The sequence below is a fragment of the Streptomyces sp. NPDC007983 genome (assembly GCF_042958345.1).
Classification (GTDB): domain Bacteria; phylum Actinomycetota; class Actinomycetes; order Streptomycetales; family Streptomycetaceae; genus Streptomyces.
Genome location: NZ_JBIBJI010000005.1, coordinates 113303 through 138694, shown reverse-complemented (window position 1 = coordinate 138694; position 25392 = coordinate 113303). Strand labels below are relative to the sequence as shown.

The following is a 25392-nucleotide window of genomic DNA, read 5'->3' as shown; positions in this document are numbered from 1 at the left end:
GGGGGCAGGCGTGGTGATCAAGAGGCGGAAGTGGGCGTGTGCGGTGGCACCGCTGGCTCTGCTGGCGGCGACCGGCTGTGTGAACACGTCGGGCGCCGGTGCGAACCCGACCGCCGTGCCCACCACGTCCGGGGCGCGGTCCACGTCCCTGGCCCGGGTGTGCGCCAAGCCCACGCCCGGGCCGGCGAAGGCGCCGGCGGGCGCGGTGACGGTCGACCCCGCGGTGGCCGGTGACCTGGCCGCGAAGACCAAGAGCAGCCCCCCGCACACCACGTTCTGGCTCCGGCCGGGCAAGCACAGGCTCGACCCCAACCGCTACGCCCAGGTCATCCCCAAGAAGGGGGACACCTACCTCGGCGCGCCGGGCGCGGTGCTCGACGGCCGGAAGAAGAACCAGTACGCGTTCGGCGGCACCGCCCGCGACGTCACCATCCGCTACCTGACCGTGCGGGGTTTCGTCGCGCCGCACAACGAGGGCGTGGTCAACCATGACTCGGCCGACGGGTGGGTCATCGAGCACACGACGATCCAGGACAACTCCGGCGCCGGGCTGATGGCCGGTGCCCGCCAGCGGGTCCGCGCCAGCTGCCTGCGCGGCAACGGCCAGTACGGCATGAACGCGTACAAGGCAACCGGCCGTATCAGCGGCCTGGTGGTCGAGGGCAACGAGATCGTGGGCAACAACACCGACGACTGGGAGCGGCGGCGGAAGGGCTGCGGCTGCACCGGAGGCATCAAGTTCTGGGCCGTCAACGGCGCCGACGTACGCGGCAACTGGGTGCACGACAACCGCGGCACCGGGTTGTGGGCGGACACCAACAACAACGACTTCCGCATCGAGGACAACGTGCTCGAGGCCAACGACGGTGCCGCGCTGATCTACGAGACCAGCTACAACGCGGTCATCCGGAAGAACACGATCCGGCGGAACAACTGGGTCGAGGGCCGCAAGGCGGCCGACCGCGGCGACAGCTTCCCGCTCGCGACCATCTACCTGTCCGAATCCGGTGGCGAACCACGGATCAAAGCCCGCACCGACAAGATCGAGATCTACCGGAACGCGCTGGAGAACAACTGGTCCGGGATCACCCTGTGGGAAAACGCCGACCGGTTCTGCAACAGCCCGGCCAACACCTCATCCGGCGACTGCACCTTGCTGGTCCGGGACACCGACCGCTGCGCGAAACCGGCGATCGCCACCGCACCGCTCTTCGCCGACTGCCGCTGGAAGACCCAGCGGGTGGACATCCACGACAACCGCTTCGTGCTGGACACGTCCGTCGTCACGTGCGTGGTGAAGTGCGACCGCATGGCGATGCTGGCCAACTACGGCACCTATCCGGACTGGTCGCCGTACCAGGGCGAAGGGGTGGCCGAGGCGATCACCACCAAGCAGCACAACCGCTGGCACGACAACGTCTACATCGGACCATGGAAATTCGTCGCCCACGACCCGAGCCGGGTGCTCGACTTCGGGCAGTGGCAGGTCACGCCGTACCAGCAGGACGCGGGCAGCACCCTCCGCGCACGGGACGGCGGTTGAGATGGGCGGGGGTCACACACCGAAGATCGTTGGGACGGTCTGGGGGCTGCTGGTCCTCAACACCCTCGGCTCCGCCGGGGCGAAGACCATCGTCCCGCTGCCCCGCTCCCTCATCCAGATGGCCACCATGGGCGCGCTGGTCGCCGCGTTCGCGCTGGCGCTCGCGATCAATCCCCGGCTGCGCATCCGAGCCGGCGCGTACGTGTTCCTGCTCACCCTGCTCCTGGTGACGAGCGTGATCTCCAGCGCACACCTGGAGTCCGGGTTCGGCGCGCTGTTCCGCTGCGCCCGGCTGGCCCTCTTCGTCGGCACGCTGTGGCTGCTCAGCCGTTGGTGGGACGGCAGTCCGACGTTCATCCGGCACCACATCCGGATGTACTTCGCGGTGCTCGGGTCGGTGGCCGCCGGCCTGGTCATCTCACCGGGCGCGGCCCTGCCCGACCTCTACGGCGGGCGGCTGGTCGGCGCGCTGTGGCCGCTCACTCCGCCGCAGATCGGACAGTACGCCGCGGTGATCATCGGACTCACCGTGCTGCTCGTCCTGGGCCGCCGGACCGACAGGGCGAGCGCGGCGCTGGTCATCGTGCCGTCACTCGTCCTGCTCGCGCTGACCCATACCCGGACGGCCACGCTCGGCCTGTTCGTCGGCCTGGCGTTGGCGATCGGCTCGCTCCTCCTCACCAGCGGCGCGGCCCGTCGGTTCTTCACCTGGGCGGTGCTGTGCGCCACGGTGGCCGCTGTGGGGTTCGCCTCCGTGCTCCAGGCGTGGTTCCTGCGCGGACAGACCAAGGAGAACTTCTCCAGCCTCACCGGCCGGGCCAAGGTCTGGGACGCCCTGCTGGCCGCGCCCCGGACGACGGGGGAGAAGCTGTTCGGCGTGGGCCTGGGCGACAAGTCGTTCGGCGGGCTGCCGATCGACAACAGCTGGCTGGCCGTCTACAACGAGCAGGGTCTGGTCGGCGTCGTCCTGGTCGCGGCGATCATCATCGTGCTCGGCGGCGTCGCGCTGCTGCGGCCACCGTCGCTGCAGAGGGCCTGCGCGATCTTTCTGATCAGCTACTGCGCGATCGCGTCGTACACCGAGGCCGGCCTCGGCGACGCCTCGCCGTATCTGCTGCATCTGGCCCTGGCCGCCTCGCTGCTGGCGACGCCTGCCGCGGCCACACCTCTCGCGACACCCGACGTCCCTCGACGACACATCCCGCGCTGGGCCCGGGCTCGAACGGAGGTTCCTTGAGCATGCACGTCCTCGTGGTGCACAACCGCTACGCCTCGGCGCAGCCGAGCGGGGAGAACAAGGTCGTCGACCAGGAGGTGGAGCTGCTGCGCGCGGCCGGCCACCGGGTCGAGGTGTTCGAGCGGCGCAGCGACGACATCGCCGCCATGTCCCTCCTCGCCAAGGCCGCGGTGCCACTGCGGGTGCCGTGGAACCCGGCGGTCCGCGCGGAGCTCGCCGCCCGGCTGCGCACCGGGCGGCCGGACGTGGTCCACGTCCACAACGTCTTCCCGCTCCTGTCGCCCGCGGTGCTCGCCGCCTGCGCCGACGCCGACGTGCCCGCCGTCGCCACGCTGCACAACTACACCCAGGTGTGCCCGCCCGGCACGCTGCAGCGGGACGGCCGGCCGTGCACCGAGTGCGTCGGGGCGGCGGCTCCGCTGCCCGCCGTCCGGCACGGCTGCTACCGCAGCTCCCGCCTTGCGACGGTGCCGCTCGCGGTCAGCCTGTCGGTCAACCGGCGGCGATGGTGGTCCGGCGTGGAGCGGTTCTTCTGCATCTCCGCGGCGCAGCGCGACGTCCTGGTGCGGGCCGGCATGCCCGCCGAGCGGCTGGCGGTGAAGCACAACTTCGTGCCCGACCCGGGCGCCCGCCGAGAAGGCGGGGGAGAGCATCTGCTCTATCTCGGCCGGCTCGCGGAGGCCAAGGGCGTGACGCTGCTCATGGCCGCGTGGGACGAGATCGCGGCGAGCGGTGGTGTGGGAGTACCGCTCGTGATCGCCGGCGCGGGGCCACTGGAGGCAGCGGTGACCGCATGGGCGGCGGGCCGGGACGACGTGGCTTTCGTCGGCCTGCTGGACCCGGCGGAGTGCGCCAAGGCCATCGCGCGATCGGTCGCCGTGGTGGCTCCCTCGACGTGGCTGGAGGCGTTCGGCCTGGTGGTCGTGGAGGCGATGGCGGCCGGGGTCCCGGTCGTCGCCGCCGGCCACGGCGCCTTCGTCGAACTCGTCGAGGACGGCGTGACCGGGCTGCTGCACCGGCCGGGCGAGGCCGCCTCGCTCGCGTCCGGCATACGCCGGATCGCGGCCGAGCCGTCCCTGGGCCGGGAGATGGGCAGGGCGGCCCGGCGCCGTTACGAACAGGGCTTCAGCCCGGCCGTCGGGCTGGAGCGCCTGGTGGAGGAGTACCGCACCGCGATCGCGGGTCGGTCAGCACTGACTCGCGGCGGGGACTCCCGCGCGAGCAGGGGGGATGGGGACAGTAGATGACACGATGCCGACTCTGCGGCTCGGAAGCGATGGCGAGCGTCGTCGACCTCGGGGCGACGCCACCATGTGAGAGCTTTCTCGCCGCGGACCAACTGGACCAGCCGGAGCCCGCGTACCCGCTGCACCTGCGGGTCTGCACCGACTGCTGGCTGGCGCAGATCCCGCCGTTGATCACGCCGGAGGAGACGTTCAAGGAGTACGCGTACTTCTCCTCGTACTCGACCTCCTGGGTGGAGCACGCGCGCACGTTCGTCACCCACGCCGCAGCGCGCCTCGGTCTCGGCACCGACGCCTTCGTGGTCGAGGTGGCGAGCAACGACGGGTACCTGCTGCGACACGTGGTGGACCGGGGGATCCGCTGCCTCGGCATAGAGCCGTCGGAGAACGTCGGCGGCGCGGCGCGGGACGCCGGGGTGCCCACGCTCACGGAGTTCCTGAGCCCGGACACCGGCGCGGCCGTCCGCGCCGAGCACGGCCCGGCGAACCTGGTCGTGGCCAACAACGTGTACGCGCACATCCCCGACGTGGTCGGGTTCACCCAAGGGCTGCGCGCCCTGGTCGCCGACGACGGCTGGGTCTCCATCGAGGTGCAGCACCTGCTGACCCTGATCGAGGAGAACCAGTACGACACGATCTACCACGAGCACTTCCAGTACTACACGGTCGCGTCCGCGATCCGGGCCCTGGCGAGCGGCGGACTCACCCTCGTGGACGTCGAGCTGCTGCCCACCCACGGCGGCTCCATCCGGCTGTGGGCCCGGCCCACCGAGGTGGCCGGCGAGCCGACGCAGCAAGTGGCCGACGTACTGGCCCGGGAGAAGGCCGCCGGGCTGCAGGAGCTGTCCGGGTACACCGAGTTCTCCGCCAGGGTGGCCAAGGTGCGCCGGGATCTGCTGCGGTTCCTCATCGAGGCGGCCGAGCGCGGCGAGAAGGTCGTCGGCTACGGCGCCCCGGGCAAGGGCAACACCCTGCTCAACCACTGCGGCATCCGGCCCGACCTGCTCCCGTACACGGTCGACCGCAACCCCTACAAGCACGGCAGGTTCACCCCGGGCACCCGCATCCCGATCCTGCCGCCCGAGCAGATAGCCGAAGACAAGCCGGACTACGTGCTCGTCCTCCCGTGGAACCTGCGGGCCGAACTGGTCGAGCAGCTGTCCTTCGTACACGACTGGGGCGGCCGGCTGGTCTTTCCCATCCCGGAACTGAGCATTGCCGAGGTCGCGTCTTGAAAGGGCACAGCATGAAGGTCGTTCTGTTCTGCGGCGGTTACGGGATGCGGATGCGCAGCGGTGCCGCGGACGATGTGCCCAAGCCGATGGCGATGGTCGGCCCCAGGCCGCTGATCTGGCACGTCATGCGCTACTACGCGCACTTCGGGCACACGGAGTTCATCCTGTGCCTCGGGTACGGGGCCCACCACATCAAGGACTTCTTCCTCAACTACGAGGAGACGACGTCCAACGACTTCGTGCTGCGAGGCGGACGGACCGAGCTGCTGTCCACCGACATCTCGGATTGGACGATCACGTTCGCGCAGACCGGTGTCGAGTCGCCGATCGGGGAGCGGCTGCGCCGCGTGCGCCACCACCTGGACGGCGACGAGATGTTCCTCGCCAACTACGCCGACGTGCTCACCGACGCCCCGCTGCCGGAGATGATCGACCGGTTCGCCGCGCGCGACGCCGGTGCGTCGATGATGGTGGTGCCGCCGCAGTCCTCCTTCCACTGCGTGGAGTTGGGCGAGGACGGCCTGGTGGGCGGCATCACCGCGGTGAGCGAACTGCCGCTGTGGGAGAACGGCGGCTACTTCGTGCTCCGCCAGGAGGTCTTCGACCACATCCCGGAGAACGGCGACCTGGTCGCCGACGGATGCGCCCAACTGGCCAAGCGGGGCCGGCTGGTGGCGCACCAGCACCGCGGCTTCTGGAAGCCGACCGACACCGTGAAGGAGCGGGCCGCGCTCGACGCCGCCTACGCCCGGGGCGACCGCCCGTGGGCCGTGTGGGAACGGGACAACGCCGGGGTGGGCGCGTGATCCGGCTCGGGGCCGGACCCCTGGACCGGATCGTCGCCGTGGGCGCGCACTGCGACGACATCGCCATCGGCGCCGGCGGCACGCTGCTCGCCATGTGCCTCGCGCGGCCCGGTCTCCGGGTCGACGCGCTGGTGCTCTCCGGCGGCGGCAGCGAACGCGAGCGGGAGGAGCGGGCCGCGCTCGCCGCCTTCTGCCCGGGCGCCGACCTGCGGCTGACCGTGCACAAGCTGCCGGACGGCCATCTGCCCGCGCACTGGGAGGAGGCCAAGGCCGCCCTCGAGGAACTGCGCGCGCAGACCGACCCGGATCTGATCCTGGCCCCGCGCACCGATGACGCGCACCAGGACCACCGCGGCCTGGCGCAGCTGATACCCACCGCCTTCCGCGACCACCTCGTCCTCGGCTACGAGATCGTCAAGTGGGACGGCGACCTCGGCCGCCTCGCGGCGTACCAGCCACTGTCAACGGAGATCGCCGAACAGAAGGTGCGGCTGCTGCAGGAGCACTACCCCTCGCAGCGGCACCGGCCCTGGTACGACCGGGAGGCCTTCCTCGGCCTCGCGCGGATCCGCGGCATCGAATGCCACGAGCGATACGCCGAAGCGTTCGCCGTCACCAAACTCACGCTCAACCTGGGGGGTTGAACCATGCGCGTACTGCTGACCGGACACCAGGGCTACCTGGGGACCGTCATGGCCCCGGTCCTCGCCGCCGCCGGACACGAGGTCGTCGGCCTCGACGCCGGCCTGTTCGCCGACTGTGTCCTGGGCCCGACGCCCACGGACCCGCCGGGGCGGCGGGTGGACCTGCGCGACGTCACGGCCGAACACGTGGCCGGGGTCGACGCCGTGATCCACCTGGCCGCGCTCTCCAACGACCCGCTGGGATCGCTGGCGCCGGAGCTCACCCACGACATCAACCACCACGCGTCCGTGCGGCTGGCCCGGCTGGCCCGCGACGCCGGGGTGCGGCGCTTCCTGTACGCGTCGACCTGCTCGGTCTACGGCGCCGCCGGCGGCGAGGACCTGGTGGCCGAGGACGCCCCGCTGCGCCCGGTGACGCCGTACGCGGAGTCCAAGGTGCGGGTGGAGGACGACCTGCACGACCTGGCCGACGGCGACTTCAGCCCGGTGTTCATGCGCAACGCCACCGCCTTCGGCTACTCGCCCCGGCTGCGTGCCGACATCGTGCTGAACAACCTGGTGGGCCACGCCCTGTTGTCCGGCGAGGTGCTGGTGCTCTCCGACGGCACCCCCTGGCGCCCGCTGGTGCACGCCGCCGACATCGCACGGGCCTTCACGGCCGCGCTGGCCGCGCCGAGGGAAGCGGTGCACGACCGGGCGTTCAACATCGGCAGCGAGACCAACAACGTCACGGTCGCCGAGATCGCCGGGCAGGTCGCCGAGGCGGTGCCCGGTGCCGAGGTGGTGATCACCGGGGAGACCGGCGCCGATCCGCGGTCGTACCGGGTGGACTTCTCCCGGTTCCGCGCCGCGATACCCGGCTTCGACTGCGAGTGGACGGTGAAACAGGGCGCGCTCGAACTCGCCGACGCCTACCGGAAACACGGGCTGACCCGGGAGGACTTCGAGCAGCGCTTCACCCGCCTCGCCGTGCTGCGCGCGGCGTCCGACGCCGGCACCGTCGACGACACGCTGCGGTGGCGCCGGTGACCGCGCATGGAGGAGAAGGTGCCGGCGAGGAGATGTACGCCCTGGTGGAGCGGCTGTACCCGCTCTGCCGGAGCATCACCGGTGACGGTGTGCGCGCCACCCTGGACATCGTCGGCGAGTACATCCCGCTGCAGGTGCACGAGGTGCCGACCGGGACGCAGGTACTCGACTGGACGGTGCCGCAGGAGTGGAACATCCGGGACGCGTACATCGCCGACCCCGCCGGCCACCGGGTCGTCGACTTCCGGGCGTCCAGCCTGCACGTGCTCGGCTACAGCGTGCCGGTGTCGGCGACCATGCCGCTGTCCGAGCTGCGCGCGCACCTGCACACCCTGCCCGACCACCCGTCCTGGGTGCCGTACCGCACCAGCTACTACAAGCCGGAATGGGGGTTCTGCCTGGCCCAGGAGACCCTGGACGCGCTGCCGGACGGCGAGTACGAGGTGCGTATCGACTCCACCCTCGCCGACGGCCACCTCACCTACGCCGAGCACGTGGTCCCCGGGCAGGTCGCCGACGAGGTGATCGTCTCCTGCCACGTCTGCCACCCGTCGCTGGCCAACGACAACCTGGCCGGCATCGCGGTGGCGGCGTTCCTGGCCCGCGCGCTGGCACAGCGGTCGCCGTACTACACCTACCGGTTCATCTTCGCGCCCGGCACCATCGGGGCGATCACCTGGCTGGCCCGCAACGCCGAGCGGGTGGAACTGGTCAAGCACGGGCTGGTGCTGGCCTGCGCCGGCGACCCGGGCTCGTTGACGTACAAGCAGAGCAGGCGCGGCGACGCGGAGATCGACCGGGTGATGCGGCACGTGCTGGCCGCCTCCGAACGCCCGCACCACGTGGCCGAGTTCACCCCGTACGGCTACGACGAGCGGCAGTACTGCTCGCCCGGGTTCAATCTGGGCGTCGGCTCGCTCACCCGGACCCCGTACGCGGGCTACCCCGAGTACCACACGTCGGCGGACAACCTGGACTTCGTCTCCCCGGAGGCGATGGCGGACACCCTCGCGGTCTGCCGCGAGGCGTTCGCCGTCCTCGACCGCAACCGGCGGTACCTCAACCTCAGTCCCTACGGTGAACCACAGCTGGGACGGCGCGGGTTGTACGACGCGCTCGGCGGCCGCAGCGACACCAAGCAGGCCCAGATGGCCATGCTCTGGGTGCTCAACCTCTCCGATGGCGAGCACAGTCTGCTGGACGTCGCCGAGCGGTCCGGGCTGCCGTTCGACACCGTCGCCACCGCGGCCGGCGCCCTGCACGGCGCCGGGCTGATCAAGGCATGACGCCCATGACCACCGAGGGGGAGAATCCGGGGACGACGGCGCCACCGGCCGGGTCCGCCAAGCGGGCGCTCGTCGGCCGGCTGTCCTGGGGACTGGCTGACCAGGCGGCCTCCAGCATGTCCAACTTCGCGGTGGGCATCTACGTGGCCCGCTCGCTGGGGGTGACCGCGTTCGGCGTGTTCAGCCTGGCCTGGGTGACCTACGGCGTGGTGCTCAACATCTCCCGCGGGCTGGCCACCGATCCGCTCGTGGTGCGCTTCAGTGGCGTGCCGGACGCATCCTGGCGAGGGGCGGTGGCCCGGTCGACGGGCACCGCACTCGGCGTGGGCACGGCCATCGGCGCGGCGTGTCTGGTGGCCGGGCCGGCCCTCGGCGGCCGCGTGGGGCCCGCGTTCGTCTGCCTCGGCGTCATGCTGCCGGGGCTGCTGCTGCAAGACGCCTGGCGGTTCTCGTTCTTCGCCGCCGGCGCCGGGCGGAAGGCGTTCGTCAACGACGTCGTGTGGGGCGTCGCGCTCGTCCCGGCCATGATCGTGGCGGCCCGCGTGGGCAGTGTGGCCGCGTATCTGCTCGCCTGGGGAGCGTCCGCCACGGTCGCGGCGGGGTACGGCTACCTCCAGTCCGGCATCCGGCCCCGGGTGGCCGGCGCGCGCGGGTGGCTTCGCGAGCAGCGCGATCTCGGCTACCGCTACCTGGTCGAGAACACCTGCCTCAGCGGCGCGAGCCAGCTGCGGGCGTACGGGCTCGGCGCGATCGCCGGGGTCGGCGCGGTGGGCGCGGTGCGGGGCGCCGAGCTCCTGCTCGGCCCGTTCCTCGCCGTGCTGATGGGCCTTTCGCTGGTCACCGTCCCGGAGGCGGCACGGGTACTGCGGCGGGCCCCGCACCGCCTCGGCGCGTTCTGCCTCCTGCTGGGTGGCGGACAGGCGGCCGGCGCGCTGCTCTGGGGCGGGTCGCTGCTGCTGATGCCGGACCGGCTCGGCGCGTTCGCGCTCGGCGATGTCTGGCACTCCGCCGCACAGCTCATCGTGCCGGTCACCCTCGGCGTCGCGGGCGCCGGCCTCGGCACCGGCGCGGCGGCCGGGCTGCGCGCGCTCGGCGCGGCCCGGCGCAGCCTGCGCTCCCAGCTGTTCGCCTCCGCCTGCTACGTCGGCGGCGGGCTCGGCGGGGCGGCCGTCGCCGGCACGGTCGGCTCGGCCTGGGGCGTCGCCGCCGCGACCGTCAGCGGCTCGGCCGTGTGGTGGCTGCACCTGCGGTCCGCCCTGCGCGAGCACCACCAAGACTCCATCCGCGAAGTGAGGACGCCATGACCGCCCACCCCAGGCTGAGCATCGGCCTGCCCGTGTACAACGGCGAGGAGTACCTGGCCGAGTCGCTCGACGCGCTGCTCGGCCAGACCTACGAGGACTTCGAGCTGGTCATCTCCGACAACGCCTCGACCGACGGGACCGAGGACATCTGCCGCAAGTACGCGGCGCAGGACGCGCGCATCCGGTACATCCGGCTGCTCCGGAACGTCGGCGCCACGCCGAACCACAACTACGTGTTCACCCAGTGCCGCGGCGAGCTGTTCAAGTGGGCCTCGCACGACGACCTGTACGCCCGCGATCTGCTGCGGCGTTGCGCCGAGGCGCTGGACGAGCGGCCGGACGTGATCCTCGCGCACGCCGACCAGGCGGTCATCGACGGCGACGGCCAGGTGAAGGTCCCGTACGAGTACACGCTCGCCACCGACTCACCGCACCCGCCGGAGCGCTTCCGCAGCATGCTGTTCGAGCCCGGCGGTGACGACTTCTACGGGGTGATCCGGGCCGACGCGCTGCGCCGGGTGAAGCCGATGGACAGCTACCACCACGCGGACCGCACGTTCGTCGCCGAGATCGCCCTGCACGGGCGCTTCCACCAGGTGCCCGAACTCCTGTATTTCCGCCGCGACCACCCCACTCGCGCCGAGCGGGCGAACCCCTCCAAGCGCTCCCGATGCGTCAACCTGGACCCGCGCCGGGCGGGCCCGCTGCACCCGACGCCCCGGCTGCTCGCCGAGTACGTCTGGGGCTTCGCCTCGGCGATCCGGCGGGCCCCGCTGTCCCCGGCCGACCGCCGCGCCTGCTTCCGCCACCTGGCCGCATGGATGGCCAGCCGGGCCCGGCCGGGCGCCGGCGAGCGGGTCGAGGACCGCGCCCCGGTCGACCCGGCCAAGCTGACCGTCTCCGTCGACGCCCTCGTCGCCGGCCGTGAAGGGAGGCGGGCATGAGGACGGCGACACGTGTGGGGGTGTTCGGCCTGCTCGGCTCCGGCAACCTCGGCAACGACGGATCACTCGAAGCCGTCCTCGGATACCTCCGCGCCGAGCACCCGGACGCGGTCGTGGACGCGCTGTGCGGCGGACCCGAGGCGGTGACGGCCCGGTTCGGGATACCCGCGACGCGGCTGCACTGGTACCGCGGGGAGTACCGGACCGCGTCGCGAGCGGGCGCGATCGCGGGCAAGGGTCTGGGCAAACTCGTCGACGTCTTCCGCACCGCCGCCTGGGTGCGCCGGCACGACGTCGTGATCGTGCCCGGCATGGGCGTCCTGGAGGCCACGCTGCCGCTGCGGCCGTGGGGCTTCCCGTACTCGCTGTTCCTGCTCTGCGCGAGTGGCCGGCTGCTGCGCACCCGGGTCGCGCTGGTCAGCGTCGGCGCCGCCGAGATCGGCAACCGGCCGACCCGGGCCCTGGTGCGCTGGTCGGCGCGGCTGGCCGCGTACCGGTCGTACCGGGACGCCCCGTCCCGCGACGCGATGCGGGCCATGGGCGTGGACACCACGCGCGACGAGGTCTACCCCGACCTCGCCTTCTCCCTGCCGACACCGCCGACGAGCGCGCCCTCGGGCCCGCCGGGCCTGGTCTGCCTCGGTGTCATGGACTTCCACGGCGGCAACGACGACCGCGCCCGGGCCGAGGAGATCCACCGGCGCTACCTCGACGGGACGATCCGGTTCGTCCGCGCGCTGGTCGAGGAGGGCCGACCGGTCCGGCTCCTCACCGGCGACCAGTGCGATGTGGCGGTGGTCGCCGCGATCCTCGACGCGGTCGACTCACCACTGGTCACCGCGGCCGAACCGGCCTCACTGGCCGACCTGATGAACGAGATGGCGGCCGCCGACACCGTGGTGGCCGTCCGCTACCACAACCTGATCTGCGCGCTGAAGACCGGAACGCCCGTGCTCGCCCTCTGCTATGCGGCGAAGAGCGACGCGCTCATGGACCGGATGGGCCTCGGCGCGTACTGCCACCCGGCACGCGAGGTCGACGCCGACCGGCTGATCGAGCAGTTCCGGGCGCTGGAGAAGCGATCGGCGGAGCTACGACAGACCCTCACCGAGCGAAACCGGGTCGCCGCACAGCAACTCGCTTCCCAATTCACCGCCTTGACCACGACCCTGTTCCCGGCGAACGACCACGCCCACGTCCCACGGAAGGCTCCATGAAAGCGACCGAAGTCCCGGAAATCGCCGGCGCGTACCTGTTCGAGCCGACGCCGTACGCCGACGAACGCGGCTTCTTCTGCCGCACCTTCGACGCCGATGTGATCCGCTCGGTGGGTCTCGACCCGCACGCCTTCATCCAGGACAGCGTCTCCCGCTCGGTCCGGGGTGTGCTGCGCGGCCTCCACCTGCGCTCCGGCGCCGGCGAGGCCAAGCTGGTGCGGTGCTCGTACGGGCAGATCTTCGACGTCGTCGTGGACCTGCGCCCGGACTCGCCGACCTACCTGGGGCGGGCCTTCTTCGAACTGTCCGGCGAGACGCAGGCGACCCTGTACATCCCGGCGGGGTGCGCGCACGGCTTCCAGGCGCTGAGCGAAACCGCCGACACCTCGTACCGGATCGACCGCCCGCACGATCCGTCCGAGGACGTGACGATCGCCTTCGACGACCCGGAGCTCGCCGTTCCCTGGCCACTGCCGGTCACATCGATGTCCCAGCGGGACCGGGAGGCGCCGAGCCTCGCCGAGGTCCTGAAGCACAAGGAAGGGTGAAGCCGGCTTGGACACCGAACACACCGAGCAGACCACGGAGTTCCTCCTGCCCCGGTCGCGGACGGCGAACGAGCGGCTGCACGCCATGATCCCCGGGGGCGCGCACACCTACGCCAAGGGCGACGACCAGTACCCCGAGAACCTGACCCCGGTCATCAGCCACGGCCGCGGCGCCCACGTGTGGGACATCGACGGCAACCGCTACGTCGAGTACGGCTCCGGCCTGCGGTCGGTCAGCCTCGGCCACGCCCACCCACGTGTGACCGAGGCGGTGCGGCGGGAAATCGACCGCGGCAGCAACTTCGTCCGGCCGTCCATCGTGGAGGTCGAAGCCGCGGAACGCTTCCTGGCCACGGTGCCGACCGCCGAGATGGTGAAGTTCGCGAAGAACGGCTCCGACGCCACCACCGCCGCGGTGCGCCTCGCCCGCGCCGCCACCGGACGCCCGCGGGTGGCCATCTGCGCCGACCATCCGTTCTTCTCCGTCGACGACTGGTTCATCGGCACCACGCCGATGTCCGCCGGCATTCCGGCGGCGACCAACGAACTCACCGTGGCGTTCCCCTACGGGGACCTGGCCGCCACGGAGGAGCTGCTCGCCCGGTACCCGGACGAGGTCGCCTGTCTGATCCTCGAACCCGCCACCCACACCGAGCCTCCGCCCGGCTACCTCGCCGGCCTGCGCGAGCTGGCCGACCGGCATGGCTGCGTACTGATCTTCGACGAGATGATCACCGGCTTCCGCTGGTCCGAGGCGGGCGCCCAGGGCCTGTACGGAGTCGTCCCCGACCTCTCCACCTTCGGCAAGGCGCTGGGCAACGGATTCGCCGTCTCCGCGCTGGCCGGGCGCCGCGAACTGATGGAGCTGGGGGGGTTGCGTCACTCCGGCGACCGGGTGTTCCTGCTGTCCACCACGCACGGTGCGGAAACGCACTCGCTGGCCGCCGCGATGGCGGTGCAAACCATCTACGCCGAAGAGGGCGTCACCGCGCGGCTGCACACCCTCGGCGAGAAGCTGGCCGCCGATGTCCGCGCCGCCGCGGCCGACATGGGCGTCGGCGAACACATCGTCGTCCGGGGCCGGGCCAGCAACCTGGTCTTCGCCACCCTCGACGAGAACGGGCAGCCGTCGCAGCAGTACCGCACCCTGTTCCTGCGCCGGCTCCTCGAGGGCGGGGTGCTCGCCCCGTCGTTCGTGGTGAGCAGTGCGCTCAGCGACGCCGACATCGATCACACGGTCGACGTGGTGGCCCGGGCATGTGCGGTGTACCGGAAGGCCCTCGATGCCGCCGACCCCACCCCCTGGCTGGGTGGACGACCGGTGAAGCCCGTCTTCCGCCGCTTGGAGTGATGTGACGTCAGCGCCGCTCCCGCCGACGGGCGTCGGCCATCCGATCGACCAGCCACGCGGTCGCCGGAACCACCGCCAGTGCGGTGCACCAGCCGCCGAGCACGTCGGTCGGATAGTGCGCGCCCAAGGCGACCTGAGCCCATCCCATCGCGGCCCCGGCCACGAGCGCCGCGGCGAGCGCGAGTGACGTGCCGGCCGCCCTGCCGAGACCGAACCGGCCGGCAGCGAGCAGCGCCGCGATGAGGGCGAGTGCGGTGAAGAAGGCGGTGTGCCCGCTCGGATAGGACAGGTTGCCGTCGCCGTGGATGGTGCGTCCCACCAGATGCTTGAGCAGCGTCGCCGTCCCCACGGCCGTGGCCGCGCCGGCAACGACGAGCACCGCCGCGCGAGGACGCCGTAGCAGCAGGCAGCCCGCCACAGCGGCCACGATCAGCACCGCCGCTCCGGCGGGCTCCCCCAAGAAGTCCAGGGCCAGAGCGACGCGCCTCCAGGGCGGCCCCACACTGTCCGCCGTCGGCTCGATGATCCACCTGTCCACCCTGCCGGGCTCGCCGTGGCCGGCGTACAGGACGCCGAGCACGCCGACCACCAGCACGGCAAGGACCGCGATCCACCCGAGCCACGCGCGCAGCGACCGGGGCAGCACCGCGGGCGCCGGCCGGCCGGTCACAGGCCCACCGCGTCCGGTCGACCGGCGGTAGCGCCCTCTCCGAACTCGACCGCGCCGCAACCCCTTACGCGGTGGCGGTCGAGCCCCGCAAGAACCGCCCCCTGCCATCCGCCGACATGTCCGGGATCGTCAGCCACGAACTGAGTTGGGCCGACATCCAGGTCAGCTCCGGCCAGCCGATCCAACGCGAGCCCCCCGTCGTGTCCGACCACCCTCCAGCGCAGCCCCGAACTCGCCGGCCTGGCCATCGCCTTGGCCCAGGGGATCAGGATCAGCTCTCCTTCTGATCCTACCGGTAGTCGGTCAATCCCGGCGGTGGAGAACAATGCCGTGGTGGCCGACTCGCTGCCGCTGCTCGGCGATGAACGCTTCGCCCCATCGCGGTGACGTACTTGTCGCCGAACCCGGTGTGCCTCCGCGGCATGCTCGACGAGTCGCACCGCACGGATCCGGCTCGGCGACCCGGCACTCGATCACCGCCTGATCCCGCCCAGGGGATCGATCACTCCGCTGATCTGGGGCTTTTGCGCTGGTTGGCATTGAAGCGCGCCTTCTTCTGACGATTCCCGCACGTGTTCATGTCGCACCACTTGCGAGTGCGGCTTTGGCTGGTGTCGAAGAAGGCGGCTTGGCAGGTCGGTGATGCGCACAAGGCCAATTTTCCGTCTCGTTCGCCCGCGATGATGCTGACCGCGTCGGCGGCGATCACGCTGAGGGCATCTTCCACGCAGGAAGCCGAGCTGAGCTGCCATCGCCGCTTACCCTCGGGCGTCAGGATCGCCGCGGCCCGACCCTGAGCGCTGCGGTCATTGATGACCTGGACAGCAGACGCAGGGAGAGCGTCCTGGAGTGCGGCCGCTGTCGCGGCGGCATGAATCGACTCCCTCAGTTCCCGGGCGAGGTCGAGCTGGGCAGTGGTGCACGAGTCCACGGCGAGGCCGTTCACTGCCAGCCAGTCGACGAGTCGCTGCGGCGTGGGAATGCGCTCCACGGCGTTGCCACGCCGCTCCGACAGAGTCCCCGTGAAGCTGGTCGCCAGCACGCTACCGAGGCGGAAGTCAGGGAACCCAGCACGCATGGAACCACCTTAGCAGGTTGCGGTGTGGCTCGGAGAGCTGCTAGAACCTTCTTAGCTGGTTCGCGATGGGTCGCAGCCGGTTCCGCGATGGCCAGGAGGTCTCATGTCCCGTCCAACCAGCGACGTGCAATCATTTGAAGCCCACGCAACTGACGCCGACCTCGACGATCTGCGCGCGCGACTGGCCGCGGCGCGACTACCGGAGGCCGAGACGGTCTATCGCGCCGCGCCCGACCCTCGCCGATGGGAACAGGGCGTTCCTCTCGCCGACCTCGTCGATGTCGTGGACTACTGGCGCACCGGATACAACTGGCGGTCGTTCGAAGAGCGCCTGAACCGCATCGGCCAGTTCCGCACGACCATTGATGATCTGGGAATCCACTTCCTGCACCGACGATCCGCGCGCGCAGATGCCACTCCTCTGATCTTGACGCACGGCTGGCCGGGCAGCATTGCTGAGTTCATCGATGTAGTGGACGAGCTGGCAGATCCGAAAGATGCAGACGCGCCGGCGTTCCACGTCGTGGTCCCGTCGCTACCCGGCTTTGGTTACAGCGACAAGCCGGCCACCACCGGGTGGGGAACCGAAAAGATCGCGGCCGCATGGGTGGAACTGATGGGAAGGCTCGGCTATGGCAAGTTCGCAGCCCAGGGCGGGGACTGGGGAGGTAATATCACCACGGTTCTCGGCGGCAGGTTCCCGGCGCACGTTCTCGGCATCCACACAACGTTCGCGGAGGCGCCGCCCGGGTTGACAACGGATGGGCTGACGGCGGCCGAGCGCAAGTGGACCGAGGACACCCGCGATTTCTGGAGCCACCGCGCGGCGTATGCGAAGCAGCAGGCGACCCGACCGCAGACCATCGGCTACTCGCTCGTCGACTCACCGGTCGGGCTTCTCGCCTGGATCCTTGACAAGTTCGCTGAGTGGACGGACACCGAAGACAGCCCGTTCGAGACGATTTCCATGGACCGCGTTCTTGACAACGTCACTCTGTATTGGCTGACGCGGACCGGCGCATCGTCGGCCCGCATTTACTACGAAAGCCACAACTCGCTCGACCCCGAACTCCGGGTCGACGTCCCGTCGGCAATCAGTATGTATCCCCGCGACATCGAGAAGTGCCCGCGCCCCTGGGCACAGGAGCGGTACCGGCAAATCGTCCGATGGAGGGCGCCCGAAAGCGGGGGACATTTCCCGTCGCTGGAGGTTCCCGAGTATTTCGTCAAAGATCTGCAAGAGGGCCTCGCGGCAGTGCTGGCCGCTCATCGGTGAATCCGCACCAGGACCGGCAACCAGCGAGCCGGAACGCGCCGGAAACGTGCCGCTCGACTTTGAGGGCGTGGCTGGGAGGTTCTGAACCTAGGCCGGCTCGGGTCGGTCCGGGTTCGGGACGAAGGCGGGTAGCGCGGCGAGGCTGTGGCGCACGGCCTCGCTCCCGTACTCGAACATTTGCCGCTCGTAGCTGTCGACCGCGGAGAGAAGGTCTTGACGGCCCTCGGCGGCCTCAACCAGGCAACGGCCCAGCAGGTCGGCATCGCGCAGGGCGGTGTTCGCGCCGTTGCCGCCGGTCGGAGAGGTGGCGTGGATAGCGTCACCGAGCAGCGTGACCGGACCGGGTGCCCAGCGCTCACCTGGCTCGACCACCCCGATGGGCAGCAGGGTGCTGTTGTCCGGGTCGGCCTGCTCGATGAGCGCCTGCAGGTCCGGGTGCCAACCTTTCATTCTGGACAGCGCGGCCTCCTGTGCCGTCAAGGTGCCGAGAGAGCCGTTCGGCGGGAGGATCATGGCCCAGCGCACGTAGTCATGGATGTCAGGGAGCGTTACTTCGGGTGCCAGTTTCTCCGCCGCTTCCTTTGGCGGAATGGGGAACCGCATTGCCCCGAGCAACAGACTCACTCCGCCCCCGACGATCTTCCCGCCGTAGGCCCGGGACAGGCCGGCGAACTGCTCCGTCAGCGGCGTGCGGCCGATGACGAACCGAACGCCGGTGTCAGTCGGGGTGGTCCGCGGCGTCAGCACCTGGCGGATCGCGGAGCCGACCCCGTCCGCCCCGACGAGCAGATCAGCGGTTGCCGGATCGCGTTGCGCGAACCGGGCTTCGACCCTGCCGTCGTCCAAGACGTCGTAACCGGTCAGCGCGGCCCCGGTGTGCACAGTGAGTGTGGTCAGCAGCAGGTGCCGGAGTACTTGCCGGTCAACCACGACCCCACTCCTGGCAGGGCCGAGTTCGCCGATCTTGTTCAGCTGGGCGTCCAGGGCCAGTCGCTCAACGTAGGCGTCACTGACGACCGCGTCCAGCAGTGGGTGCCAACGCTGTGGGAGACAGTTGCGCAGCGCCTCGAATCCGACCGGATCCAGTACGAGCCGGTACCCCTGAAATCGTGCGGTGATCGCTGGGTCCCGCTCGTACACGTCGACCTCGATCCCGGCACCACGCAGACCCTGCGCCAAGCACAGGCCCCCCAGGCCGGCTCCGGCCACGGAAACTCGCATCACACCACCTCCTGAACAGACTGTCCGAACCCTGCTCAGGACCTGAGCAGGGGGTAAGTACGCCAACCACGCAGATACGAACTTAGTTCGGCATGTACGATCTAAGTTCTACGAGGCGAACTTAGATCGTGTCAAGCTATAGTCATCGGTATGCCCTCCGATCCCCGGCAACGCCGAGCAGCTCGTCACGCCCAGCCCGCTGGGGAGCCCTCGGCGGCGTCCCCACGCAAGAAGCCCATCACGGTCGACCGGATCACCGACGCCGCCCTGCAGGTCGTGGCCGCCGAGGGCTACGACGCACTGACCATCCGGCGGGTCGCCGCGGTGCTCGGTACCGGGCCGTCGTCGCTGTACGCGCACATCGTCAGCAAAGAGGACATCGACGATCTGCTCGTCGGTCGGCTCTGCTCCGAGGTCGTGCTGCCCGAACCGGACCCGGTCACGTGGCGCAAGCAAATCATCGACGTGTACACGCAGATCCGCGACCAGTACCTGAAATACCCCGGAGTCTCCCGTGCCGCGCTGGGCGTAGTCCCGACCAACCTCTCCACGTTGCGGGTCAGGGAAGGGCTTTTGGCGATCCTGCTCGCTGGCGGAATCGAACCGCAGAGCGCCGCCTGGGTGCTCGATGCCCTGTCCCTCTACGTCAGCGCCTACGCCTTGGAGCAGTCGCTGGTCCAGCAGCGGCGCAGACACCCGGACCAGGAATGGGTCCTCGGCCGCGAGGAGCTGATCCGCCGGTTCACCGCGCTGCCGGCCGACATGTTTCCGCAGACCCGCCGCTATGCCGCTGAGCTGACCTCCGGCACCGGGCACGACCGGTTCGAGTTCACCCTCGGCCTGATCATGGATAACCTCCCCCAGCCCCAGCCCCAGCCCCAGCCGACACCGGCATCCGACCCCGCCGGATGAACGCCGCAGCCCGAGGCGGACCGGCTCCACCACCTTCTCCAGCGCAATGTTGATCAGGTCCGCCGGGCGGTTCTTCGCTGCGGCCTCCTTCCGGATCGAGGGCCCACCTCGGCGATATCCCTCGGACAGTTCGCGCTGGGGAGCGCGCGCCTCTGTGGCCCCGTCGCGGATGGATCAGGGTTCGGACTCGTTCACGCGGCGGCGCAGCAATACATCGGATCTCTCTGCTCTGACGCTCTGGACAACTTGCGCTGCCTCCCTTACTTTCTCGGCGTGAAAATCAGGCATGTTGAGATCCTGAGGGGATTGATCGGATGTTAAGGAAGTCGAGCCAGAAGTGGGTCCAAGCTGTGTGCGCTGTAGCCCTGGTCGCCGGCCTCGCCCTGACCGGGGGGTCCGCTGAAGCAGGCACCCGCGTCGACATGAGCGGCCAGGCGTTGCCCGCAGGGGTCTACTTCCAGGACGAAGGCACTGTCCAGGGCTGGTCCAACTACCCGCAGAAGCCGCAGAAGCAAGGCGTCATACGCAACGTCTCCACCCCCGCCTACAAGGGCGGCAACGCCATCGAGGCCAAGCAGACCTACATCGACGAGGGTGGTGGCTACCACTCCGAGACCATCCAGGGCTCCACCCAGGCCGTCGGCCAGGACCGTTATTACGGCCAGGCCGTCTACGTTGCCCCCACCTGGCAGTTCCACAACCAGAACGTGACGTTCCAGCAATGGTCGCCCGAGGATCCGGAGGGCCCCTGGGAGCTGATGTTCATCCAGAATGACGACCTGCGCATCGGCGGCTCCGGCGGTTTCAGCGCGAACGTCGCCAAGGTCACGAATCTGCGCGGCACCTGGATCCGGATCGTCACGCGCCTGAAGTTCGACGCCACCAACGGCGCCATCGAGATCTGGGTCAACGGTGCCAAGGCGTATAGCAAGACCGGAGTCCCCGTACTGCCCAAGACGTCCAACACGATCCGCTGGTCCTCTGGCATCTACTGCACCGGCTGGCGAGAGAATCTCCCCGCCGGGCCCCGGGAGCTCTCCGTCTTCCACGACCAGGCACGCATCGCGAACTCGTACAGCCTGGCGGAACCCGCCAACTGGTGACGCCGCGGATTGCGCACGCTGAACACGCGTCGCCCACGGCCCTGGCGAGCTTCCTGCCCCGCGTGTGCTCGTGGATGGAGGCCGCCCAGCCGATCGAAGTGGGTTCCGAGCCGACGGCGGTGGGCGTCGTGGCGTCCAGCAAAGTTGAGCGGCTGTCATTTTTTGTCGTCAGACCACTTGTGGCAGGCATCCGTCTTCATTACTTTCCAGTAGGTGGCGCCCCGACGATGACAGACCCCCGCTTCGAATGGAGTGGCCATGCCTTCAGAGCACCGTGGCTCCACCCGGATGGTTCTCTCTCTCGCCGCTGCCGTGGCCCTGGCCGTGACCGGTCCCACGGCGGTGAGTGCCTCCGCGCAGGCCAAAGCAACCGGCCTGCGAGAGGTGATGTTCGTGGGCAACAACTGGGACGGCACCGCCGACGTCATCAAGTCCAGTGGTGACCTGGCCAGGATCGGCCGGATCAACGTCATACCGGACAAGGATCAGCGGCTCGCCGAGATCTACCTCAACCCCATCAAGCTCGCCTTCTTCCTGGGGGTCCGGCTGGGGCCGGGGGAGGGGCACGACCAGTTCGTGGACGACATGTACTCGACCCCGGACGGCTCGGCCATCGTCGTCTCCCGGCCGAGCTTCGCCGACGTGGTCTCGATCGACGTCGCGACGGGCAAAATCAACTGGCGCTTCCCCGTGTCGGGATTCCGCGCGGACCACATGGCCGTGTCGCCCGACGGCAAACGCGTGGCGGTGTCGGCTTCGACGTCGAATACGGTGCACGTCCTCGACATCGAGACGGGTAAGCAACTCGGTTCGTTCTCCACCGGTGACAAGCCCCATGAGAACGTCTTCACCGATGGCGGCAAGTACCTCTGGAACATGTCGATCGGCGAGGTCAACACCGCACTGGACGATCCGTCGATGGACTGGACGAAGGGCGACCGGCGCATCACCGTGGTCGACGCGAACACGTTCAAGCAGGTCAAGGTCATCGACATGCGCGAACGGCTCGACGCCTTCGGTCGCAAGGACCTGTCCGATGCGGTCCGGCCCGTCGCCTTCACCCCCGACGAGTCCAAGCTCTACTTCCAGGTCTCCTTCTTCAACGGGTTCCTGGAGTACGACGTGGCCAAGGACAAGATCACCCGCGCGAAGACCCTCCCGAAGAATCCGGCCACCAGCGAGGACCGCACCACCTGGGTCAACGACTCCCGCCACCACGGGCTGTCGATGAGCCCCGACGGCAAGAAGCTGTGCGTGGCCGGGACGATGGACGACTACGCGACCGTCGTCGACCGGGAATCGCTTCAGGAAGGCCCCCTGGTGCCGACCTCGAAGCCGTACTGGGCGACGGTGAGTGGCGACGGCACCTCCTGCGTCGTCTCCGAGAGCGGTGCCGACCGGGTCACCGCGATCGACTTCGCGACGGGCGAGAAGACCGCGTCCGTGGCGGTCGGCGATCACCCGCAGCGGGTGCGCATCGGTCATGTGGCAGCCGACTGGACCGGACCCGCGGGCTCGTAGCGTTCGTTCGTGATGTGGCCACAGAACATCCCGGTGGTGTTCTGTGGCGCTCGCGGGTCGCCGCGTCGGCCATGGCAGGGCCTAACGGGACTGGTCGTGGAGCCAGTCGATGACGACGTCGTTCTGATATGTCTGTGCCCACGCGAAGTGCGGGCTCACCGGCGTCGTGCCGGGCGTGTAGCTGGTGAACAGCACATGGCTGCCGGCTCGCCGTGCCGGGTTCAGCAGGGCCCTGGACCGGGCTTCGAACTCCGCCTTGGGCAGGTCGTTGGCCCATTCCCCGCGGGTGATCCGTGCACCGGCACTCTCCAGCGCGTTCATCAGCGTCCAGGTGCCGGGCTTGCCGAACCGTCCCTCGCGGTGGGGGACCACCGGGTCGTCGATGGAGTGATCGGCCCAGATCGGGATGTGCGTGATGCTGTCCATGGCCGATGCCTCACCCCAGCCGGCGGTGGCCAGGGCCGCGGCGAAGGTGTGGGGAAGCCTCGGGAGCAGGTTGAAGATGCCTCGCGCACCCGATGACAGGCCGACGAGATAGAGCCGGTCCGTGTCGACGGGGCGCTGCGTCGTGAAGGTGTCGATGAGTTCGACCAGCGCCGCACGGACCTTGGCGTCGGTCCAGTCCGTGTTGTCGGGTCCGTCCGTGGGGCGGGGCAGTGGGATCTGGGAGGCGAGTACGAACGCCGGGTTTCGACGCTGGCGTTCCGGCTTGGCGAAGGTGACGGCGACGCGATGGGCGGTGAGCTGGGTCATGTTGTTGTCGGCGACTTCGCCGCCGCCGTGCAGGGTACGATCCCGCGGTGAAGTCGTCGACCACCGGGGTGATGACGTCGTCGTTCCGGATTGCCAGCGGACCGGCCGGGAGCACCAGGTCGCCGCCGGGGGTCCTCACGTCCGCCACCTGTCGGATGGCGTAGGCGCGGTGGAGTGGGAGAGGGTCGGTGCCGGCGGCCTGCGCATTGGTGTCGTCCGGGTCGAGCTCGATGATGAGGTATCTGCCCGGCCGCCCCGCCTCGGGGCGGTCGTCCGTCCTGGCCACGGTGTTCGGGTAGGCCCGGGTGACCGTTCGGGCCGCGCTCTGCCTGCCGAGGTCGGCGGTGACCTGGAACGCGGAGGGTGGGATGACGCCGCCGCGCAGGTGGAGCGGGTGCGCGTAGCGGATGGCGACGGCGGTCACCCGCCAGTTGTTCCTGGGCGTCACCCGTGTGATGAGGGCGGTCCGCAGAGCGGGGCCTGCCCCGGACGCCGCCGGTCGTCCCGGTGCCGGGGCGTCGGCCGCGGCGGTGGTCGCGTTGGTCACCGTCGAGGCGGTGACGGTACCCGCGGCCATCGTGAGCGCCGTACGTCTGGTGATGTCTCCCATGGGTCATCCGTAAGGTGTCGGGCGGCCCGCGAAGGCCGGACGTGGGGCCGATTGCCTGGTGCGGTGAACCGTGAAACGAGCCGTACGGTGTGGCGAGCGCGCTGACGAGCGGGCGAGACGCGGCGTCGTGCCGGGGCGGGGCAGGTGGCGGGCGTCGCCTTGCCATGGGTGAGTCTCCAAGCCGTGCCCAAATGGCGTCCAGCATCGCGACCGGGATCTGTTGATGCGTCATGTGCATCAATCCGGTGGCGTGCTCGTGCTCCCCGGAGCGACGGCTTCATGTCCGGCGGCGCGGTGTCGGTCGGGGCTACGGCTCAGAACGAGCGAACAGGGCCGGCCAACGGAAGGTTTGGCCGGCGATCGGGTAGACCTGCTGAGAGGAAGGGAAGCTCACGTGATCGAGAAAATGCCCGAGACGGCCCGCCTGCTCGAGATGAGTGCACACCCCGAAGGAGGTTGGTACAAGGAAACGTGGCGCAGTGCCACTGAGACGCAGCCGCAGGGCTACCCTGGGCGGAGGTCCATCTGCTCAGCCATCTATTTTCTCTTGCCTCCCAACGAGGAGTCCCGCTGGCACATGGTTCGTTCGCCGGAACTATGGCTGTGGCACCGTGGCGGTCCCTTGCTGCTCTTGCTGGGCGGTTCCGGGGAGAGGCCAGAAAAGGACCCAGAAAAGGTCATGCTTGGCCCCGAGCTCGCGAGCGGCCAGCGGCCGCAGGCTCTCGTGCCCGCTGGGCACTGGCAGGCCGCTATCCCGGCCGGCGATGAAGAGGTGCTGGTGAGTTGTGTGGTCTCGCCCGGATTTGATTTCGACGACTTCCGGCTGCTGCCGGACACCTACTGACTTTCGAACTGGCGCCTCGTGGGGCCTGATGGTCACGATCCGGGGGGCAGCCCAGGCGGCCGGCCTGCCCCCCCGATCGTGCCTGGACGTCTACCAGGGCACGTCTCCGTTGTCGTCCTGGAAGGTTCCTTTCGGGCCGTCCGCATCGAGAGTCGCTCAACGCACGACGACCCCGGCACTCTCCTCCGGCGCCCTTCCGAGCCGGCCCTCGGCCGCGTCGATCGTCGCCCTCCAGGGCGCCCTGAGCGTCAAGCGACTCCGGGCAGGAAGTCCGCGACCTCCTCGTTCCAAGGCGGTGTCACCGTCCTGCTCTCCACCGGCTCCGCGGAACATCTGGAGGCCGGGCTGAACCTCTGCCTCGACCACCTGCTGTCGTAGCCCCGCGGCGACGCACGAGCGCCGTACGGGCCGAAGGCTTCGGTCCGTACGGCGCTCAGCGCCCCCCGTGGTCATCCGGTCGTGCGGTCGGCCGGGGTCAGTAGGCGGCCTGTCCCGTCCCGTTGTTGCCTCCGCTGAACTCCAGGTAGAAGCCCCACCCGTCCGGGACGTCGGCGTGCTCCTTGTTGACCACCTTCCACTGGCCCTTGTAGGCCTGCACCCAGGAGTCGCACTCGATGTACTTCCAGCAGACCCGGACCTTGCGGGAGTAGTTGACCTTGACGTTGATGTCGGCGCAGTTGCCGGTGGTGTACTTGAACCCGGTTCCCGGCCAATAAGCGGCATCGACACCATTGCCGGTGGCCGTGTAGTTCTCCGCGTTGCCGTAGCAGGACTGGATCACCTGCGATCCCTGCGTGGCGGCCGAGGCCGTCGTCGCGGCGGCCGTGCCGCCTCCCACCAGCAGGGTGGCGAGGGCCAGCGGAACGAGGCGTGAGCGTGTGAGCATGGTGGTTTCCCCGTGTTCTGCGATGTGTGCCGCGGCGGTGAGCCGTGGGCGCCGGCCTGGGTGACCGGCACGGGGAAGAAGCTACGCAAGCCGGATACGACCGACGTCAACCCGTGGGGGAAGATGCGCG

General features: G+C 69.8%; 23 protein-coding genes and 1 pseudogene. 18 read left to right on the top strand and 6 right to left on the bottom strand.

Translation table 11 applies throughout. From position 1 onward, the window contains the following. Positions 1-10: 10 nt before the first annotated feature. From ACFZCY_RS17630 to ACFZCY_RS17570, 13 genes are read left to right on the top strand one after another with little or no spacing between them, the layout of a single operon-like run. Complete coding sequence (locus ACFZCY_RS17630; protein ID WP_391174035.1) at positions 11-1543, top strand: right-handed parallel beta-helix repeat-containing protein; 1533 nt, start codon at positions 11-13, stop codon at positions 1541-1543. 1 nt (position 1544) lies between these two features. Then, on the top strand, positions 1545-2780 hold the full coding sequence (locus ACFZCY_RS17625; protein ID WP_391174033.1) for an O-antigen ligase family protein: 1236 nt from the start codon (positions 1545-1547) through the stop codon (positions 2778-2780). 2 nt (positions 2781-2782) lie between these two features. Further along, complete coding sequence (locus ACFZCY_RS17620) at positions 2783-4027, top strand: glycosyltransferase (RefSeq protein WP_391174409.1); 1245 nt, start codon at positions 2783-2785, stop codon at positions 4025-4027. Further along, positions 4024-5259: a methyltransferase domain-containing protein gene (locus tag ACFZCY_RS17615; RefSeq protein WP_391174030.1), complete on the top strand. Its 1236-nt coding sequence runs from the start codon at positions 4024-4026 to the stop codon at positions 5257-5259. Before ACFZCY_RS17620 ends, ACFZCY_RS17615 begins: the two co-directional genes overlap by 4 nt. Before the next feature lie 11 nt (positions 5260-5270). Further along, positions 5271-6065: a glucose-1-phosphate cytidylyltransferase gene (locus tag ACFZCY_RS17610; RefSeq protein WP_391174026.1), complete on the top strand. Its 795-nt coding sequence runs from the start codon at positions 5271-5273 to the stop codon at positions 6063-6065. Continuing rightward, entirely contained in the window at positions 6062-6709 is a 648-nt protein-coding gene (locus ACFZCY_RS17605) for a PIG-L family deacetylase (RefSeq protein WP_391174023.1), read from the top strand. Before ACFZCY_RS17610 ends, ACFZCY_RS17605 begins: the two co-directional genes overlap by 4 nt. A 3-nt stretch (positions 6710-6712) precedes the next feature. Beyond that, positions 6713-7738, top strand: a complete 1026-nt coding sequence (locus ACFZCY_RS17600) for an NAD-dependent epimerase/dehydratase family protein (RefSeq protein ID WP_391174020.1) — start codon at positions 6713-6715, stop codon at positions 7736-7738. Next, on the top strand, positions 7726-9024 hold the full coding sequence (locus ACFZCY_RS17595; RefSeq protein ID WP_391174018.1) for a DUF4910 domain-containing protein: 1299 nt from the start codon (positions 7726-7728) through the stop codon (positions 9022-9024). Before ACFZCY_RS17600 ends, ACFZCY_RS17595 begins: the two co-directional genes overlap by 13 nt. After that, entirely contained in the window at positions 9021-10328 is a 1308-nt protein-coding gene (locus tag ACFZCY_RS17590; RefSeq protein ID WP_391174015.1) for a hypothetical protein, read from the top strand. Before ACFZCY_RS17595 ends, ACFZCY_RS17590 begins: the two co-directional genes overlap by 4 nt. After that, a complete protein-coding gene (locus ACFZCY_RS17585) occupies positions 10325-11272 on the top strand; it encodes a glycosyltransferase (protein WP_391174012.1) in 948 nt (315 codons plus the stop codon). The genes ACFZCY_RS17590 and ACFZCY_RS17585 overlap by 4 nt, the downstream gene beginning before the upstream one ends. Continuing rightward, a complete protein-coding gene (locus ACFZCY_RS17580; RefSeq protein WP_391174009.1) occupies positions 11269-12489 on the top strand; it encodes a polysaccharide pyruvyl transferase family protein in 1221 nt (406 codons plus the stop codon). The genes ACFZCY_RS17585 and ACFZCY_RS17580 overlap by 4 nt, the downstream gene beginning before the upstream one ends. After that, positions 12486-13037 (top strand): dTDP-4-dehydrorhamnose 3,5-epimerase, encoded by a 552-nt coding sequence (rfbC, locus tag ACFZCY_RS17575; protein ID WP_391174006.1) that lies wholly within the window; start codon positions 12486-12488, stop codon positions 13035-13037. Before ACFZCY_RS17580 ends, rfbC begins: the two co-directional genes overlap by 4 nt. Positions 13038-13044: 7 nt before the next feature. Then, complete coding sequence (locus ACFZCY_RS17570) at positions 13045-14388, top strand: glutamate-1-semialdehyde 2,1-aminomutase (protein ID WP_391174003.1); 1344 nt, start codon at positions 13045-13047, stop codon at positions 14386-14388. Between the two features lie 7 nt (positions 14389-14395). On the opposite strand, the gene ACFZCY_RS17565 is transcribed toward ACFZCY_RS17570, so the two are convergent. Then, positions 14396-15058 (bottom strand): phosphatase PAP2 family protein, encoded by a 663-nt coding sequence (locus tag ACFZCY_RS17565; RefSeq protein WP_391174000.1) that lies wholly within the window; start codon positions 15056-15058, stop codon positions 14396-14398. Between the two features lie 502 nt (positions 15059-15560). Continuing rightward, positions 15561-16136, bottom strand: coding sequence for an ABATE domain-containing protein (locus tag ACFZCY_RS17560; protein ID WP_391173996.1), 576 nt, complete (start codon positions 16134-16136; stop codon positions 15561-15563). 103 nt (positions 16137-16239) lie between these two features. Here ACFZCY_RS17560 and ACFZCY_RS17555 point away from each other — a divergent pair, with 103 nt between their 5' ends. Beyond that, the gene (locus tag ACFZCY_RS17555) at positions 16240-17412 is read left to right on the top strand and encodes an alpha/beta fold hydrolase (protein ID WP_391173993.1); all 1173 of its coding nucleotides are present in this window, start codon (positions 16240-16242) and stop codon (positions 17410-17412) included. Positions 17413-17499: 87 nt separating this feature from the next. Here ACFZCY_RS17555 and ACFZCY_RS17550 read toward each other — a convergent pair whose 3' ends face one another. After that, positions 17500-18633, bottom strand: coding sequence for an FAD-dependent monooxygenase (locus ACFZCY_RS17550; RefSeq protein ID WP_391173990.1), 1134 nt, complete (start codon positions 18631-18633; stop codon positions 17500-17502). A 150-nt stretch (positions 18634-18783) separates the two neighbouring features. On the opposite strand from ACFZCY_RS17550, the gene ACFZCY_RS17545 reads away from it, so the two are divergent. The 3 genes from ACFZCY_RS17545 (at position 18784) to ACFZCY_RS17535 (ending at position 22169) form a co-directional block, all read left to right on the top strand. Beyond that, the gene (locus ACFZCY_RS17545) at positions 18784-19545 is read left to right on the top strand and encodes a TetR/AcrR family transcriptional regulator C-terminal domain-containing protein (protein WP_391173988.1); all 762 of its coding nucleotides are present in this window, start codon (positions 18784-18786) and stop codon (positions 19543-19545) included. A 422-nt stretch (positions 19546-19967) separates the two neighbouring features. Next, a complete protein-coding gene (locus ACFZCY_RS17540; protein WP_391173985.1) occupies positions 19968-20648 on the top strand; it encodes a heparin lyase I family protein in 681 nt (226 codons plus the stop codon). Between the two features lie 258 nt (positions 20649-20906). Continuing rightward, entirely contained in the window at positions 20907-22169 is a 1263-nt protein-coding gene (locus tag ACFZCY_RS17535) for a PQQ-binding-like beta-propeller repeat protein (protein ID WP_391173982.1), read from the top strand. Positions 22170-22250: 81 nt separating this feature from the next. Here the strand turns inward: ACFZCY_RS17535 and ACFZCY_RS17530 are convergent, their stop codons facing one another. Together ACFZCY_RS17530 and ACFZCY_RS17525 are read right to left on the bottom strand one after the other, a co-directional pair. Then, positions 22251-22922, bottom strand: coding sequence for a hypothetical protein (locus ACFZCY_RS17530; protein ID WP_391174446.1), 672 nt, complete (start codon positions 22920-22922; stop codon positions 22251-22253). Between the two features lie 175 nt (positions 22923-23097). Then, positions 23098-23499 (bottom strand): annotated as a pseudogene (locus tag ACFZCY_RS17525) (phospholipase); the annotation flags it as partial. A 427-nt stretch (positions 23500-23926) separates the two neighbouring features. Between ACFZCY_RS17525 and ACFZCY_RS17520 the strand changes: the two are divergent. After that, entirely contained in the window at positions 23927-24376 is a 450-nt protein-coding gene (locus tag ACFZCY_RS17520; RefSeq protein ID WP_391173979.1) for a cupin domain-containing protein, read from the top strand. A gap of 475 nt (positions 24377-24851) precedes the next feature. Here the strand turns inward: ACFZCY_RS17520 and ACFZCY_RS17515 are convergent, their stop codons facing one another. Continuing rightward, positions 24852-25262: a hypothetical protein gene (locus ACFZCY_RS17515; protein ID WP_391173977.1), complete on the bottom strand. Its 411-nt coding sequence runs from the start codon at positions 25260-25262 to the stop codon at positions 24852-24854. Positions 25263-25392 lie beyond the last annotated feature (130 nt).

What these genes read in the sequence shown, in the direction of transcription:
- ACFZCY_RS17625 (WP_391174033.1), top strand. Translation starts at nt 1,545, where the DNA reads ATGGGCGGGGGTCACACACCGAAGATCGTTGGGACGGTCTGGGGGCTG.
- ACFZCY_RS17620 (WP_391174409.1), top strand. Translation starts at nt 2,783, where the DNA reads ATGCACGTCCTCGTGGTGCACAACCGCTACGCCTCGGCGCAGCCGAGC.
- ACFZCY_RS17615 (WP_391174030.1), top strand. Translation starts at nt 4,024, where the DNA reads ATGACACGATGCCGACTCTGCGGCTCGGAAGCGATGGCGAGCGTCGTC.
- ACFZCY_RS17610 (WP_391174026.1), top strand. Translation starts at nt 5,271, where the DNA reads ATGAAGGTCGTTCTGTTCTGCGGCGGTTACGGGATGCGGATGCGCAGC.
- ACFZCY_RS17600 (WP_391174020.1), top strand. Translation starts at nt 6,713, where the DNA reads ATGCGCGTACTGCTGACCGGACACCAGGGCTACCTGGGGACCGTCATG.
- ACFZCY_RS17590 (WP_391174015.1), top strand. Translation starts at nt 9,021, where the DNA reads ATGACGCCCATGACCACCGAGGGGGAGAATCCGGGGACGACGGCGCCA.
- ACFZCY_RS17585 (WP_391174012.1), top strand. Translation starts at nt 10,325, where the DNA reads ATGACCGCCCACCCCAGGCTGAGCATCGGCCTGCCCGTGTACAACGGC.
- ACFZCY_RS17580 (WP_391174009.1), top strand. Translation starts at nt 11,269, where the DNA reads ATGAGGACGGCGACACGTGTGGGGGTGTTCGGCCTGCTCGGCTCCGGC.
- rfbC (WP_391174006.1), top strand. Translation starts at nt 12,486, where the DNA reads ATGAAAGCGACCGAAGTCCCGGAAATCGCCGGCGCGTACCTGTTCGAG.
- ACFZCY_RS17560 (WP_391173996.1), bottom strand. Translation starts at nt 16,136, where the DNA reads ATGCGTGCTGGGTTCCCTGACTTCCGCCTCGGTAGCGTGCTGGCGACC.
- ACFZCY_RS17555 (WP_391173993.1), top strand. Translation starts at nt 16,240, where the DNA reads ATGTCCCGTCCAACCAGCGACGTGCAATCATTTGAAGCCCACGCAACT.
- ACFZCY_RS17550 (WP_391173990.1), bottom strand. Translation starts at nt 18,633, where the DNA reads ATGCGAGTTTCCGTGGCCGGAGCCGGCCTGGGGGGCCTGTGCTTGGCG.
- ACFZCY_RS17545 (WP_391173988.1), top strand. Translation starts at nt 18,784, where the DNA reads ATGCCCTCCGATCCCCGGCAACGCCGAGCAGCTCGTCACGCCCAGCCC.
- ACFZCY_RS17540 (WP_391173985.1), top strand. Translation starts at nt 19,968, where the DNA reads ATGAGCGGCCAGGCGTTGCCCGCAGGGGTCTACTTCCAGGACGAAGGC.
- ACFZCY_RS17535 (WP_391173982.1), top strand. Translation starts at nt 20,907, where the DNA reads ATGCCTTCAGAGCACCGTGGCTCCACCCGGATGGTTCTCTCTCTCGCC.
- ACFZCY_RS17530 (WP_391174446.1), bottom strand. Translation starts at nt 22,922, where the DNA reads ATGACCCAGCTCACCGCCCATCGCGTCGCCGTCACCTTCGCCAAGCCG.
- ACFZCY_RS17515 (WP_391173977.1), bottom strand. Translation starts at nt 25,262, where the DNA reads ATGCTCACACGCTCACGCCTCGTTCCGCTGGCCCTCGCCACCCTGCTG.